Annotated in this window: 12 protein-coding genes and 1 riboswitch; of the genes, 4 read left to right on the top strand and 8 right to left on the bottom strand. The window is 44.1% G+C overall.

What is annotated here, in order from left to right:
- Nucleotides 1–94: 94 nt before the first annotated feature.
- Nucleotides 95–1,492 carry a deoxyguanosinetriphosphate triphosphohydrolase family protein gene (locus IEW05_RS19845; protein WP_373285853.1) on the bottom strand — a complete coding sequence of 466 codons (1,398 nt, stop codon included), beginning with the start codon at nt 1,490–1,492 and terminating at the stop codon, nt 95–97.
- A 68-nt stretch (nt 1,493–1,560) separates the two neighbouring features.
- Nucleotides 1,561–2,715 (bottom strand): glycosyltransferase family 4 protein, encoded by a 1,155-nt coding sequence (locus IEW05_RS19850; RefSeq protein ID WP_188541616.1) that lies wholly within the window; start codon nt 2,713–2,715, stop codon nt 1,561–1,563.
- Nucleotides 2,716–2,943: 228 nt separating this feature from the next.
- On the opposite strand from IEW05_RS19850, the gene IEW05_RS19855 reads away from it, so the two are divergent.
- Entirely contained in the window at nt 2,944–4,095 is a 1,152-nt protein-coding gene (locus tag IEW05_RS19855) for a YheC/YheD family endospore coat-associated protein (RefSeq protein WP_188541617.1), read from the top strand.
- 83 nt (nt 4,096–4,178) lie between these two features.
- On the opposite strand, the gene IEW05_RS19860 is transcribed toward IEW05_RS19855, so the two are convergent.
- The 3 genes from IEW05_RS19860 to IEW05_RS19870 are packed head-to-tail and all read right to left on the bottom strand — an operon-like array spanning nt 4,179 to nt 7,177.
- On the bottom strand, nt 4,179–4,982 hold the full coding sequence (locus tag IEW05_RS19860) for an energy-coupling factor transporter transmembrane component T family protein (RefSeq protein ID WP_229753566.1): 804 nt from the start codon (nt 4,980–4,982) through the stop codon (nt 4,179–4,181).
- Nucleotides 4,979–6,520 carry an ABC transporter ATP-binding protein gene (locus IEW05_RS19865; RefSeq protein WP_188541797.1) on the bottom strand — a complete coding sequence of 514 codons (1,542 nt, stop codon included), beginning with the start codon at nt 6,518–6,520 and terminating at the stop codon, nt 4,979–4,981. Before IEW05_RS19865 ends, IEW05_RS19860 begins: the two co-directional genes overlap by 4 nt.
- 51 nt (nt 6,521–6,571) lie before the next feature.
- Nucleotides 6,572–7,177, bottom strand: coding sequence for an ECF transporter S component (locus IEW05_RS19870; protein ID WP_188541618.1), 606 nt, complete (start codon nt 7,175–7,177; stop codon nt 6,572–6,574).
- 92 nt (nt 7,178–7,269) lie between these two features.
- Nucleotides 7,270–7,381: riboswitch (TPP riboswitch) on the bottom strand.
- A 152-nt stretch (nt 7,382–7,533) separates the two neighbouring features.
- On the opposite strand from IEW05_RS19870, the gene asd reads away from it, so the two are divergent.
- Nucleotides 7,534–8,349, top strand: a complete 816-nt coding sequence (gene asd / locus IEW05_RS19875; RefSeq protein WP_229753568.1) for an archaetidylserine decarboxylase — start codon at nt 7,534–7,536, stop codon at nt 8,347–8,349.
- 80 nt (nt 8,350–8,429) lie between these two features.
- Here the strand turns inward: asd and IEW05_RS19880 are convergent, their stop codons facing one another.
- A complete protein-coding gene (locus tag IEW05_RS19880) occupies nt 8,430–9,356 on the bottom strand; it encodes a DUF4097 family beta strand repeat-containing protein (RefSeq protein WP_188541619.1) in 927 nt (308 codons plus the stop codon).
- Nucleotides 9,357–9,528: 172 nt separating this feature from the next.
- A complete protein-coding gene (locus IEW05_RS19885; RefSeq protein WP_188541620.1) occupies nt 9,529–10,314 on the bottom strand; it encodes a helix-turn-helix domain-containing protein in 786 nt (261 codons plus the stop codon).
- A gap of 237 nt (nt 10,315–10,551) precedes the next feature.
- Between IEW05_RS19885 and IEW05_RS19890 the strand changes: the two genes are divergently transcribed.
- Both IEW05_RS19890 and IEW05_RS25840 read left to right on the top strand, forming a co-directional pair.
- On the top strand, nt 10,552–11,847 hold the full coding sequence (locus IEW05_RS19890; protein ID WP_188541621.1) for an aminotransferase class I/II-fold pyridoxal phosphate-dependent enzyme: 1,296 nt from the start codon (nt 10,552–10,554) through the stop codon (nt 11,845–11,847).
- Between the two features lie 109 nt (nt 11,848–11,956).
- Complete coding sequence (locus IEW05_RS25840) at nt 11,957–12,082, top strand: YjcZ family sporulation protein (RefSeq protein WP_229753570.1); 126 nt, start codon at nt 11,957–11,959, stop codon at nt 12,080–12,082.
- A gap of 80 nt (nt 12,083–12,162) precedes the next feature.
- Here the strand turns inward: IEW05_RS25840 and IEW05_RS19895 are convergent, their stop codons facing one another.
- Entirely contained in the window at nt 12,163–13,377 is a 1,215-nt protein-coding gene (locus tag IEW05_RS19895; protein WP_188541622.1) for an ABC transporter permease, read from the bottom strand.
- Nucleotides 13,378–13,379: the final 2 nt, after the last annotated feature.

Consider the following 13,379-nt stretch of genomic DNA (forward strand, 5'->3'; position numbering starts at 1 on the left):
TTGCCAGGAATCCACTCTTCCGGCAAGTTTTTTCAGCATTGTTTATTCAAATGATCTCACTATATACAATCACGGTATACATCCATATTCGCAGTCAGTCTAGTTCATATATCGTGCCTACCTTCAATCCATACAGCTCGTTATAGACTTTCTCAGCATATGCATCAGTCATTCCAGCAATATAATCAACCACCATATGCTCCCATGTCCAAATCGGTCTTTCACTCCGCTGGTCTTGCTCGAATCGAAGCAACCAGTCGCTAGGAATAATCGATTTTGAAGAATCCGAATCAACAAACGCATCCCACAGACGTTTAATGATCCAAGCACTCCGTTTCTGCAACCGTTGCACACGTAAATCAGAAATCATGGTCACCCAGGCGAAGCTTTTCAATACGCTTACCGTACGAAGCATATCTTCATCCTCCTGGCCTTCCGATACGAAAGTTACCTTCTTCCAACCCCCATCATCAACAACACCTAAATGATTCACAAACAGACTCACCCAGTAAGCCTTAACTTCCCGTCGTGTCCGTGAGTTGTCATTTCCGCATATCGGTAGCTTGGCCTTCCAGACCTGTAAGAACGAAGTTAATACCTCCCTTGTTTTTCTACCGATCGTTTCCTCCTGCCAGCCTTCCCAGACAGAATCCTCCAACGTCTTAATCTTCTCCACAATCAGCCGACAAATATAAGGATCCTCCATAAAATGCTCATGAACTTCAATTTTTCCAGCCTTAATACCGTCCTCCAGATCGTGAGAGGAATAAGCAATATCATCACATAAATCCATCAGTTGAGCTTCCAATGTCTTTTTCCCATTCGGGATGTCCCATAATTGACGAATATGCGATATATATTCCCACTCCCGCAAATATACACCCTTCTTATTCTCCGTACTGGGATAAGGATATTTATTGGTTCCGAGTAGCACTGCATCCGAAAGATTAAGCCCGTCTATATTTTCACGTTTCTCCAAGAACATAATCAATCGAAAGTTGTGGGCATTACCTTCAAAATGTTCATATTTACGCTGTATAGATTCCCTAACCGCATCTATCTCCTGCTGAGAGCGCCCTTGAGTAGTTCCCAACGCCTTTGCCACTTTATCTTCAATTAATCGCTTGAGAATTCCTTGTAGCACCTCTTCACCTTTATGACCAAAAGGAGGATGACCAAAATCATGACAAATTGCTGCGCATTCTACCACTTCGGGATCAATAATTAATCCTGGATGGAGCGCTTGTCCCGTCTCAACCTCTGGATAAGAACGTAATAGACTTCTTGCCGCTTCCCTGGCAATCTGCGCTACCTCAAGTGAATGAGTTAATCGCGTGCGATAATAGTCTCCTGTTCCTGCTCCAAAGATTTGTGATTTGCCTTGTAGACGCCGAAAGGTAGGTGAATGAATGAGCCGCGAATAATCGCGCTCAAAAGTAGCCCTGGTAGTCTCATACCCAATATTATCCGGATGTTCGCGGTGCTGTCTCATTGCACTGATATCCATAAACTGCACCCTCTCTATAATCTTAATCATCTATTATTATATCCTACTACTATTTATAAATTTTGACTCCTCATGATTGAAATCCAACGCTCAGCCGTATGCTGCCACCGGAAACGGCTACGCGCTAGCTCTCTTCCAGCTCTCCCCATATTCCTGCGCACTTCCTCACTCTCCAATAAACGTTGGATACGATCTCCGAGACAGTGATCCAACTCTCCTGGTGTTAAAAGTACCCCTGTTATACCATCCTTCACAATTTCAGGAATGCCCCCTACCTCAGTTGCTACAACTGGAACCGCTGAAGCCATTGCCTCCACATTAACCAAACCAAAGGCTTCCTCATCTCCAGAAGGTACAACTACGATATCAGCTAGATTGTACCAGTCTGCCACCCTTGGATAAGGTGCATACGGGAGAAAAATAACTCGATCCTTGTACGGCTCAGCCAACACTTTCAGTCTGCGGACGTACTCCGTTTCTCGATCTACTCCATAAAAAACACTACCTACAATGATTAACATAGCATCTTTTTCCTTCTCCAGTATAGCGGGGAACGCCTCTAGTAGATGATGAACCCCCTTAGTTGGAAGGAGGCGGCCGATGAACAAGACCACTTTGCGGTTGTCCCAGCCGAAATCAGCAAGCCGTGCTTCACGTAGCAGCTCTCCATTGGGTGTCCAACGTGGCACAAAATCCTCCAGACTAACACCTAGAGGATTAACAGAGATCTCCGTCGTTAAGGAAGGAAACCGCCGCATAATCTCGTCTTTTAAATATTGACTATTCACAATTAAACCATCCACGCTTTCCAGCATCCGTAGTGTACGAATCTCGGGATGATAAGAAGGTGAAATGAAAGTAGTAGAATGAAGCGTCAGGTAGACACGGGTAAATGGTAAGCGGGCCTTTAATCGATAAGCTAGCTGAGGGCGATTATGCACATCTACAGTATCTGGAAGCCATTTACGAAGATGCTTCAGGATCGAATCAACATAACGACGTCCACCCGGTAGTCGATAACAGGGCACGTTTCCAAGAGAACCTTGTGCAGGAAGCTGCCCATCTGCCAATCCAAAAATACGAATTTGTAGTTGTCCCGCCGCAAGCGGAACCACCTTCTCGATGACCCTCTCCACGGAGCTACTTCTTCCCGAAGGTATAACGAACGATCCTGGTGAGATGACCGCAACCTTTTGTCCATTTCCCATGGGATAACCCTTCCTCCAATCAAATTTCCAACCATTGTTTTAAAATATACGAAATCCGCCTGAAGAATGTGCCTGAAACGCACTTAAGTCCAAGCTCTTATTATCTTAACTCCCTGCCGGAGTTCCAAAACAGGCTGCTGACGAGGAGCAGTCGTCCACTCCTTCTTGAACGGACGAACATACATTGAATCAAGACATACGACGCTAAATTTAGAAGGAGGGAGATCCATGGGGCAGGACCAAGTCGGTATTCTGCTTAATACCAGCATGTACCGGGGAATACCCCAGCGGAGAACCGGCCAGGAATCGATATCTAATTATGAGGAAGCAGCAAAGCTCTATGGAATCATGCCTTGTTTTCTCCGCTTAGGTGATATCGATGTGAAAAAAGGCGTCAGCACAGCCTATATATTTAACGGCCGTGATTACGTTAGGACTGTGATTCCCACACCGTCCGTCATTCACAACCGAGCCCTATACGCCGACCGCGCGGCACATAAAAAAATCCGCAGTATGATCTCTCAAGGCAAGATCCTTTTTAACGTAAACAACCGATACAGCAAAGATGTAATACATCGGCTACTGTCGAGTAACCCGCATCTCTGCAACTATTTACCGAACACTGCCTCTGTGTCTCCTTCTTCCCTACGGATGATGATGAACCGATATTCCGACCTCATTCTTAAGCCCATCCGTGGATCTGTGGGTCACGGTATCTTGAGATTACAGCGTGACAAAGAGGGATGGAAGATCACTTTTCCTTCACGATCAGGCAAAGGCAAGAGGGGATGGAATACTGTTAGACTGAAGCGTGGAGAGCTACCAAACTGGACTTGGCGGTTACTCATGCACGTTCCTTATCTTGTTCAGGAACGCATTCCTCTGGCAGAATTCGAGAATCGGCCCTTGGATATCCGCGTAACCGTTCAACGAGGACTTCATGGACTTTGGGCAGTAACTGGCCTATTCGCTAAAGTTGCTCCACAGGGAAGCTTCATATCAAACATTGCCAAAGGTGGCTGTGCATATCCTGTAGAAACAGTACTACCTAAAATATTTCCACCTCATGATGTTCGCTCTATCGTCGCCCATGTAAAAACGCTCGCCCTTACTGTTGCTGCTCATTTGTCTTCCCAGTTCCCCTTACTCGGTGATCTTGGTATGGATATCGGCCTCACCATGGACGGACGTCCTTACTTCATTGAATGTAACGGACGCGACCAACGTTACGGATTTCGTAAAGCAGGTCTAGATGAACTATGGAAAGACAGCTATCGTAAGCCAATGTCCTTCGCCTGGTATTTGCTTAATAGTCCCAATCTAGCTGGTCTTCCTGAGCATATAGCTAACCCGTACCACACGAGAAATGAAATCAATTAAAGTCCTTTTTAATACGAAGACAACACAAAAGTCCAAGTTCACCTTATCGAACTTGGACTCCTCTTGCTTTACAACTTACGATTCTATCGATATCTTACGTCTGAGATACCAAACGTAGGATATGCTGTGACCCCTACATAGGCAATCACAAACGCTCCAATTAGAATGAGAATTACCCATAAATCACTTCGCGAGAAGGTTGAGAGATAATAGAATGTCCTAGGACGCCTCCCATCAAATGCCTTTGCCTCCATCGCGACCGCAACACGATGCGCTCTGCGAATGCTCTGTGCTAATAAAGGTACTGCATATAGCTGTGCCTGTCTAATCCAACCCCGGGGTCCTCTCGAAATCTTAACTTCGCGGATATACAATGCATTTCGCCGAACTTGATATTCCTCCCATACCATCGGTAATAGACGAATAGAAGCCATGAAACTATACGCATATTTAGGTGGAAGCTTAGCCTTCTGCATCAAAGCGTAGAACAAAGCAACCGATTGAGTTGTTAATACAAATAGTAGACCCTCTGCACCAAAACTTACCGATTTGAATCCAATATGAATTCCTCGAAAGAAACTCTCCTCCGAAATACGGATCAGCCCCCATTTCCACCAAAGGTGATCCCCTTTACCGAATAGAATCATCGTAGACGAGGAAGACACAAATACCAATAGAAAAGGCATAGTAATGAGCATTACCTTCCACGGGGAATGACCACTTAAGAAAAATAGCAATAACGTGAACATGATCGTTTGGCTCATCATAAAATCTAAGTTATGAGTAAACAACGTTATGAAAAAGGCTAATACCACTAGAACCAGTTTCGTAACAGGATTCGCCTGATGCATCCATGTCACTATTCTCGGCTTCAGAAATTCTCTCACATCGTCCTGCCCCCTTCGGCCACCGCTTCAAGGGACACTAGCTGCTGATTACTAACTCTCCTCGTTTCCTGTTGCACTACCAATCGTCCCCCTTGGATTACCCAACGATGTGTTGCTATAAATTCAGCAATCATTTCCTCATGAGTAACCATTACAATGGCTACACCGCGAGAGCGCATTTCCTCACAGTATTGCAGAATTGCAAAAGTGTTTGCGGCATCTTGACCAAAGGTAGGTTCATCCAGTAGTAACACAGATTTCCCAAGCACCGCAGCACCTGCCACGCTTAACCTTCTCTTTTGCCCAAGCGACAACTGATACGGGTGTCTTCGTTCTAGTCCCGCCAGCCCAAACTGAGTCAAGATATTGGCAACTCGCTTCGTTTCATCCTGAAGTGATAAAACATCCCCCTTAAGAGAGTAGGCAATTTCTTCGTATACTTCGTCTGCGATGAACTGGAACTCAGGGTTCTGAAACACAAATCCAATCTCACGGACAGTCCGTTCAATCTTTCGCTTGCGTTTCTTGATTAGGTCCATGCTTGTTCCCCTCAGCAAATAAGATCCTTCGGAAGGGACTAATCCCAAGAGACTCAGTAATAATGAGCTTTTTCCAGCTCCATTCGGACCTGTGACAGCGATGAAATCACCCGGATATACCTCGGCGCGTTCAACTTCGATAACTGATTTTCCATACCTCATCCCTCGAAATGATGCCAACTCTAAAATAGGCTCTGAAGAATGTGCCTCCCCGACAGGAACGGACCTTACCGGTTCAGTCAGCTTAATACCAGCGGGGGATTCCAAGAAATCTTCCCATACTCCGGGATACCAAATTCCATACTCTTGTAATTCCCGATGAAACTTCTGGAACACATACTCTGGCTCACCCTGCCCGAGAATATTTCCCATCGGATCAAATAGTACTACTTTATCTACAAAGTCAATAATTTCTTCAATACGGTGCTCTACGATGATCAAGGTTCGATCCTCTGCAATCACTCGTATAGACTCCCAGATTTGCTTACGACCTTCTGGGTCAAGCAAGGCCGAAGGTTCATCGAGAAACAATACTTCAGGGTTACTGAGTAGTACCGAGGCTAACGCCAATCGCTGCTTCATCCCCTGCGACAGTGAATCAATTGGTATGTGAAGCTCATTAAGCTGAAGCCCTACTTGCTGAAGTACTTCTTTCATACACCAAGACATTTGTGACCGGGATACCCCTAAATTCTCAAGTACAAAAGCCAATTCTTCATCCACGTAAGGCATACAGAACTGCGTGTCTGGATCCTGGAACAGTAATCCCCAGGAAGATGGGATAGTCTTCTCGGTACAACGGATGGGTACCTCGATCAACAATGGAATGATGCCTGAAAGCACTTGTAGCAGAGTGGATTTCCCACTCCCGCTAGGTCCTAGCAAGAGAATCTTCTCTCCACGAAGAACGCTGAAAGAAAGATCTTTGAATATAAATGCCGCTTCTCCTGGGAATTTAAGTCTGAGGTCACGTACTTTTGCCACTATATCTCTATCCATCTCTTGAGCATGATCCTCAGTAGGTTGTATAGTTTGATGGGCATTCATAGACTAATCTTCCAACGCCGCATAATCTTTGTCTTCTACAGGGCGGAGCAGACTGGTTACCCCGGTTACTTCCACAGCTTTAGCTAGTGCATAGGCTAGATAACCGGCAATTAAAGCGGAACTAACCAAACGCATAGCGTATTTAGCTATAAGCAACCAAGTTTCATAATCACTGACATATCCATAATAAATATCAGGAATGACCGAGCCGATAGCAGCAGCAATACCAGCAAGGGCTGCAACTCCTCCAGAGAATTTCCGATAACGAAATGCCGCAAATACTAATTCGGCAGCAAGACCTTGAATCACACTGTACATGACAAGTTGAATACCCCATTGGCTCCCAAACAGAATCTCGACATGCGCAGCTGCCACTTCTGCGATCAGTGCGACACCAGGCTTACGAATAAGTAAAAATACAAGTGTTGGTGCCAAGAACCACATACCATAGACAATTTCATCTGCCTGTGGAAATAAAGGGGAGAACAAATTGTATACAGAACTCCAGAAATGATACACCACACCAAGAACGATCGATATAAGTACCGTGACGAGCAGATCACTCAGCTTGAGAGTACGGCCTCTCCTTTGAACTACCGTATTTTTCATTTTCCCATCTCTCCCTAAATTTGATTTATTCTCCAGACAACAAAAAAACCGGCTGGATATGCTCAGACGGTTGATAGGCCTAGGGGTACACTTATCCCGGGCTTACGATTCTCTACGCTGGCATTATCCAGATCAGATTAACGGTCCACAGCGGAATATACTGTAATCTCAGCCTGATTCACTCAAGCCCCCGTATCCATATTCGATTGATATTACAATACAACAATATTTCCAAATTAATCAAGTATTAAAAAATTGAAACCGCCTTCTATATTGATTTCCTCTCTATTCTATGTCAATATAAGCGGAAGTAGTTGTACTTGCTCTTGTTCATCATAGTGTTAGGAGGATACGATTTGACAGCAAATTGGATGAAATGGATGACTGAACTTTCCTCCAGGAAATGGATCTCACAGCTCATGGGAACCTTCTCTCATTCCAGAATTAGCCGATTCATAATACCTGCCTTTATCAAATCCTACGGAATTCCGCTAGATGAGGCAGAGAAGACGATCGGAGAATACCGCACGCTGAACGAATTTTTCACTCGCAGATTAAAACCAGGTATGCGACCGATTTATTCAGAAGTAGGAAGCTTGATCAGTCCAGTCGATGCCCTTATTACGGCGATGGGAGAAATTAAATCTGGCACCATACTAAATGTAAAAGGTCAGGATTATTCCTTAGATGAACTGCTCAATCACTCTCCACGTGCGGAGATATATAAAAATGGTTTCGTATTTGTACTCTACCTTAGTCCAACCGATTATCATCGGATCCATGCCCCAGTTACGGGCGTTAAATCGGAGAGCGAACATATCAAGGGGAAAGTATATCCCGTTAATGACTTTGGGATGAGGAATATGAGAACTGTATTAAGCCGCAATGAACGATTGATCACTTATATCTCCCATGAATATGGAGAAGTAGCCGTGGTTAAGGTTGGTGCCATGAATGTTAGTAGCATTAAATACACGGATAAAGATCGCAAACAATGGAATCAAGGTGACGACCTAGCCTATTTTGAATTTGGCTCCACTGTCGTACTGCTTACCAAGAACAATACTTTTCAGCCATTACCAGGGTTAGAGATTGGACAAAAGGTTAAGATGGGTGCTGGGCTTGGCCGCTTCTATTCATCTGCAACACCTCCTAAAGAACACAAGGATTAACGAAATTATATATCTATCGTGTCAATAAAAACAGGGCCATTCTCATAGAGAATGGTCCTGTTAACGTTTCTTACTCTTGTTTATTTTACAGTAATCGAACCTACCGATGAACTCAGTGACACCTCGGGACCACCACCGTTAATTGTACTTGTACCTTTTGACACTCCCGAAATTGAACCAAGATCGCTTTGTGCTGTTACATTGCATTCAAGTGATTCTGCAAGCGTAACATTAATTTTACCGACATCAGTTGTAGCTGTAAGACTGCTATCCTTGTCCATTTGAGTGATGCCCAATTCGAGACTTCCCATTTCGGTATCTAGAGATGACTTCCCGGTAATATGTGCATCGCCGATCGTGATAAGTCCAACTTCATTATGTACTAGGAATGTACCTTTCAAATTTTGTAGACTAACGTTCCCAACATCGTTAGAGATGTCGTATGTTTCAATGCTCTCAGGAATCTGAACAACATAGTCAATCACAAATTCAGAAAATCCATACTTACTACTCGCCCAATCCCATAACGTTTGTTTTGGATTGTCCTTGGAATAAGCATATATCTGTATTTGATCCCCGCTTACATTCACAGAAACCTCAGCTTGATCCAAAATTTTCTCAACCTTTTTCTTATGAGTAGCTGAATTTGAAGCATAAATCGCAACATCTACGATGATTTGGTCTCCCGAAGTAGATTTCAGCTCAATGTTACCCACGGTGTGATCTATTTTTAGTTTAGTTACATCATTAACCTCATCCGTAACTGTAAACTTTTTAGAGACCCCTTTGGTTTTTAAATCTTTGACAAGGTCCAGCGACATATTATGTAGCCCAGCTCCGACACTTCCTACCGCATTTCCTAATGATTCAGTTATCGATTTCATCGCACCTTCAATTGCCCCATCTACTGAATCAGCACTATTATTGGATCTTCCATCACAACCAGCCAACAATGTAAGTGTAATGACAGCAGCACATATACTTAATGATTTATGGTACTTCTTCATAATATCCCCCTCTTACTATACATTTCAGGTAATTCGTACGCTTTTGACGGTCATCTTCATGTTCCAGTATATCCCACCAGGGAATATTCACAAACAGTCTGAAGACGTAAATCCAACTAGACCTAAGTCGGGGGGGATAAAACCGTCTTACAAAGAAGTTATGATATAACCATTATCTGATCTCAGAAGGGCTTTTACCCGTGTATTGCTTGAATTGACGGCTGAAAAAGAAAATATCGCGATACCCAAGGGCATCCGCTACCTCGGTCACATTCATACCGGCATGAAGCAACAAATGCTGCGCCCGATCAATTCTGGATTTAATAATATACGACTGTACTGACATGCCAATAATTTCCTTGAATTTAATTGAAAAATAACGTGGAGATAATCCTGCGCGAGCTGCTAAATCTTCAACCTTATGAGGAAGTCCGGGATGCTGAACAACATAATTCGCTATTTCGTGAATCACCTCATTCAACTGGTTGCTAACCTTCTTCTCTATGGGTAGCTGACGTTCCTCTCGCAGCAGATGAATCAGCAATTGTTTCAGAATAAGCCGTGCTTCCTCTTCTGCAGCATAAGCATTTATGAGAAATAGACGAACATATCTAGCCAGCATATATTCAAAATCAAGCGTATCCTCTAGAATACGGTATGATCCTGGCACTTCCGTTACCGGTTCATTAATATCAAAGTGTATATAGGTTAGCACTAGTGGACGCTGTGGATTGTGTGTAGCGGTTGTATAATCCCCACGTTTGAATAGGAAACAGCTACCTTTACTAACTGCAAAAGACTGACCATTCAGTACGATCGTACCTTCGCCGCTCCATACGTAGAACAAATCATAATTCTGAAGCGGAATTTCCCGCTTACGCCATTTCCAGCCCGGTTCACACACAATCTTAGCGAAGGCTGGCTTTAATTCAAATGAGGTTGGTGAAACGTGAAGCATGCTCTTCCCTCCTAGAGAAAAAATAGTGCAAAGGACCTCTTACTTGTCCATTATTTTTATTATACCTCTAATTGCCAAACACTGAAGATATTTTCACGTTACCACATCCTATATATGTTCATAATTACCGGAATATCAGTTTGTTTTGATCGTGACGGTTCTATAGTGAGATGATATAATGTTAGGCAGTTAAAGCGGCACTGTCATATACCAAAGTGATCGGAAGGATGAAATGTAATGAACCCACTTGCGGAACAGTTGAATCAACACCTAAAGTCCGGCAATCCCTATATCTACGATATGTTGTCTACTCTAGGCCAAGAGATTTATTTCCCTAAGGAAGGCATTCTGAGTCAGTCTGCAGAAGCATCCGCTAACGCCAAGAAATTTAATGCCACGATTGGTATTGCTACAGAAAATGGTGGCCCGATGCATCTGGCTGCTATCCAAGAAACACTATCAGCATACAAGCCACAAGATTTGTATCCTTACGCCCCCCCTGCGGGAAAACCAGAACTACGGAGTGTATGGCGTGACAAAATGATTGGAGAGAATCCAGCACTTGCGGACAAATCCTTTGGTAATCCCGTTGTTACGAACGCACTTACGCATGGCCTCAGTATTGTAGCTGACTTGTTCGTTAATGAAGGCGATGCGGTGATCTATCCCGATAAGAACTGGGAGAACTACGAGTTGACTTTCGGCATCCGCCGTCACGGATCTATCGTTAACTACCCGCTCTTTACTGAGGACATGACTTTTAATAGTGCAGGACTTCGCGAGGCTCTCTTAGCACAACAAGGCAAAGGCAAGGCTGTCGTTATTCTTAACTTCCCTAACAACCCAACTGGCTACACTCCCGGGGCGAAGGAAGGCGAAGAAATCGTTGCCGCTTTGGTTGAAGCTGCTGATGCTGGTATTAATCTTGTAGTTGTTACGGACGATGCCTATTTCGGTTTGTTCTTCGAGGACTCTTTAACCGAGTCGCTATTCGGTAAGCTAGCAGGACTTCATCCCCGTATCTTGCCTGTGAAGGTAGATGGTGCAACGAAAGAAGAATTCGTATGGGGCTTCCGTGTAGGCTTCATCACATTTGCTGCGGAGCACAAGGACGTCCTAGCAGCACTGGAACAAAAAACGCTCGGGATTATTCGTGCTACGATCTCCAGCGGCTCCCATCCTTCACAATCATTTGTTCTTAGAGCACTGAAATCACCAGAGTTTGAAGCACAGAAGGAAGAGAAGTTCGTCATTATGAAGGGACGCGCCAATAAGGTTAAATCACTATTGGACAGCGGTAAATATGATGACGTTTGGGAATACTATCCATTTAATTCAGGTTACTTCATGTGCCTTAAGTTAAAAGACGTTAACGCTGAAGCACTTCGTCAGCATTTGATTCATGAATATGGCGTAGGAACAATCGCTTTAGGCGATCACGATCTTCGCATCGCTTTCTCTTGTATTGCTGAGGAAGACTTAGAAGAACTGTTTGATCTCGTTTACAAAGGTGTTCAAGACCTGCAAAATTAAATAAAAATATCCCGATCCCTCACCAGAACAATCGCCCAAGCATGTCATTCGCCCCTTTCATACAATACGGTGTAAGAACAAATTCTTAAAATTTGAAAGGGGAATGTATATGAGTGGAATTATTGAAGAACGTGGCGGTTGTAGTTGTAGTTGTGGAGCAGGCCTTTGGACCAGCACTGGTGTAATCTTGGTTCTCTTTATCCTCTTAGTGATCGTGAGCCGCGCGTTCATCTAAGCAACAAACTCTACAAAGCTCGATTATAATAAGCAAAAATGGATACCGCATTGGAGCGGTATCCATTTTTTTGGTTGATTCTATTCCTCTTCTTCTTTACTCCATTTACGTGACCAATTTGCCCGCAACGCGAACACCAGAAGTAATCCCGCAGCAAGCGTTCCTATTGTTAACAACAGGTCCCCACCGGGAACAACAATCATCGGTACCCACATCAGAACACTTAATCCGAGAAGTAACTGTGATATCAAACGAAGCACAGTTTCCATTCGTATGCCCTCAGGGATCGGGTAATACGAAGCTGCAGGAGAATCTTTATGAACATGGCGCAGTGTCGTAAGCTGAGTCCCCGTTAAGAAAATAAAGAATAAATAAATCGCAGCCCCAACCCAGGAGCCACTATTCCATCCGGTAAGAACCATACCTAGTAATGTAAGCCTAATTACAATGCCCAATAACTCACTTCGGATTAATGTTTTGATAAGCAGGAAACGATAGGCTGTTTTCTTCTCCCATGGAATCCGATTGCCAATCTTAGAAAGTAGACGGCGTCTAACAACTTTCTGCCCTTCCGCAGCTACATCCACAAACCATCCAAGCAATAACATTACCCGAGCAGCTCCTGTTTTCTCGGCCGCGATCAGATTCTCCCACGGTACGGCATGTCTCATTGGAAAACGTAAAGACAGGATGTAATTTACACTAACCAGCACCGTGAAGAGCGCACTTTTCCAAGCGGGTTGCCACAACCATGCTGCTAACATCAGAAGGATGAAGCACCAACGTAACAACCTATAACCTGCTCTTGCCCTTACCGTTGTAATACGGAGCTCTTGCCAAGCACCATATCCACTTAAGAGTTTTAGCCCTAACAAGACGATTAACATCAGCCATAAAGGCTGCGTGGAGGTGCCGCTTCGGATATAAAGTGGCCAAAGTGTTAGGGTAATAACATACAGCCCGATTAACTTATAAATGATCCCACTTCGGTAAGCAGGTGCCAAATATTCCTTCATCTTCGTTTCCTGCGGGAGCAGGAAGATAAGATCCGCAGGTTGTACATATGTTCTAAACCCGGAATACACTGTGAGCGGTCCAATCAGAATCAACATGATCCAGCGAACGGGTAGACCAGGAGGCAAGTCCTGAAGAAAAGAAGTATACCAAGCAGAGAACGCGATAAACAACAGAAGGAGTAGTACAGCAACCCCACTTTGCATAACATAGGGGAAATAAGGAAGTACTTTACTCCAGAACGATGCTTTGCGCCGACTACGTAGCGCCTTGAGTTCCATAA

It is taken from the genome of Paenibacillus segetis (genome assembly GCF_014639155.1).
GTDB lineage: Bacteria > Bacillota > Bacilli > Paenibacillales > Paenibacillaceae > Fontibacillus > Fontibacillus segetis.

Coding starts and splice junctions, on each gene's coding strand:
- IEW05_RS19885 (WP_188541620.1), bottom strand. CDS start 10,314: ATGCTTCACGTTTCACCAACCTCATTTGAATTAAAGCCAGCCTTCGCT.
- IEW05_RS19855 (WP_188541617.1), top strand. CDS start 2,944: ATGGGGCAGGACCAAGTCGGTATTCTGCTTAATACCAGCATGTACCGG.
- IEW05_RS19890 (WP_188541621.1), top strand. CDS start 10,552: ATGAACCCACTTGCGGAACAGTTGAATCAACACCTAAAGTCCGGCAAT.
- IEW05_RS19865 (WP_188541797.1), bottom strand. CDS start 6,520: ATGGATAGAGATATAGTGGCAAAAGTACGTGACCTCAGACTTAAATTC.
- IEW05_RS19845 (WP_373285853.1), bottom strand. CDS start 1,492: ATGAGACAGCACCGCGAACATCCGGATAATATTGGGTATGAGACTACC.
- IEW05_RS19895 (WP_188541622.1), bottom strand. CDS start 13,377: ATGGAACTCAAGGCGCTACGTAGTCGGCGCAAAGCATCGTTCTGGAGT.
- IEW05_RS19870 (WP_188541618.1), bottom strand. CDS start 7,177: ATGAAAAATACGGTAGTTCAAAGGAGAGGCCGTACTCTCAAGCTGAGT.
- IEW05_RS19850 (WP_188541616.1), bottom strand. CDS start 2,715: ATGGGAAATGGACAAAAGGTTGCGGTCATCTCACCAGGATCGTTCGTT.
- IEW05_RS25840 (WP_229753570.1), top strand. CDS start 11,957: ATGAGTGGAATTATTGAAGAACGTGGCGGTTGTAGTTGTAGTTGTGGA.
- IEW05_RS19880 (WP_188541619.1), bottom strand. CDS start 9,356: ATGAAGAAGTACCATAAATCATTAAGTATATGTGCTGCTGTCATTACA.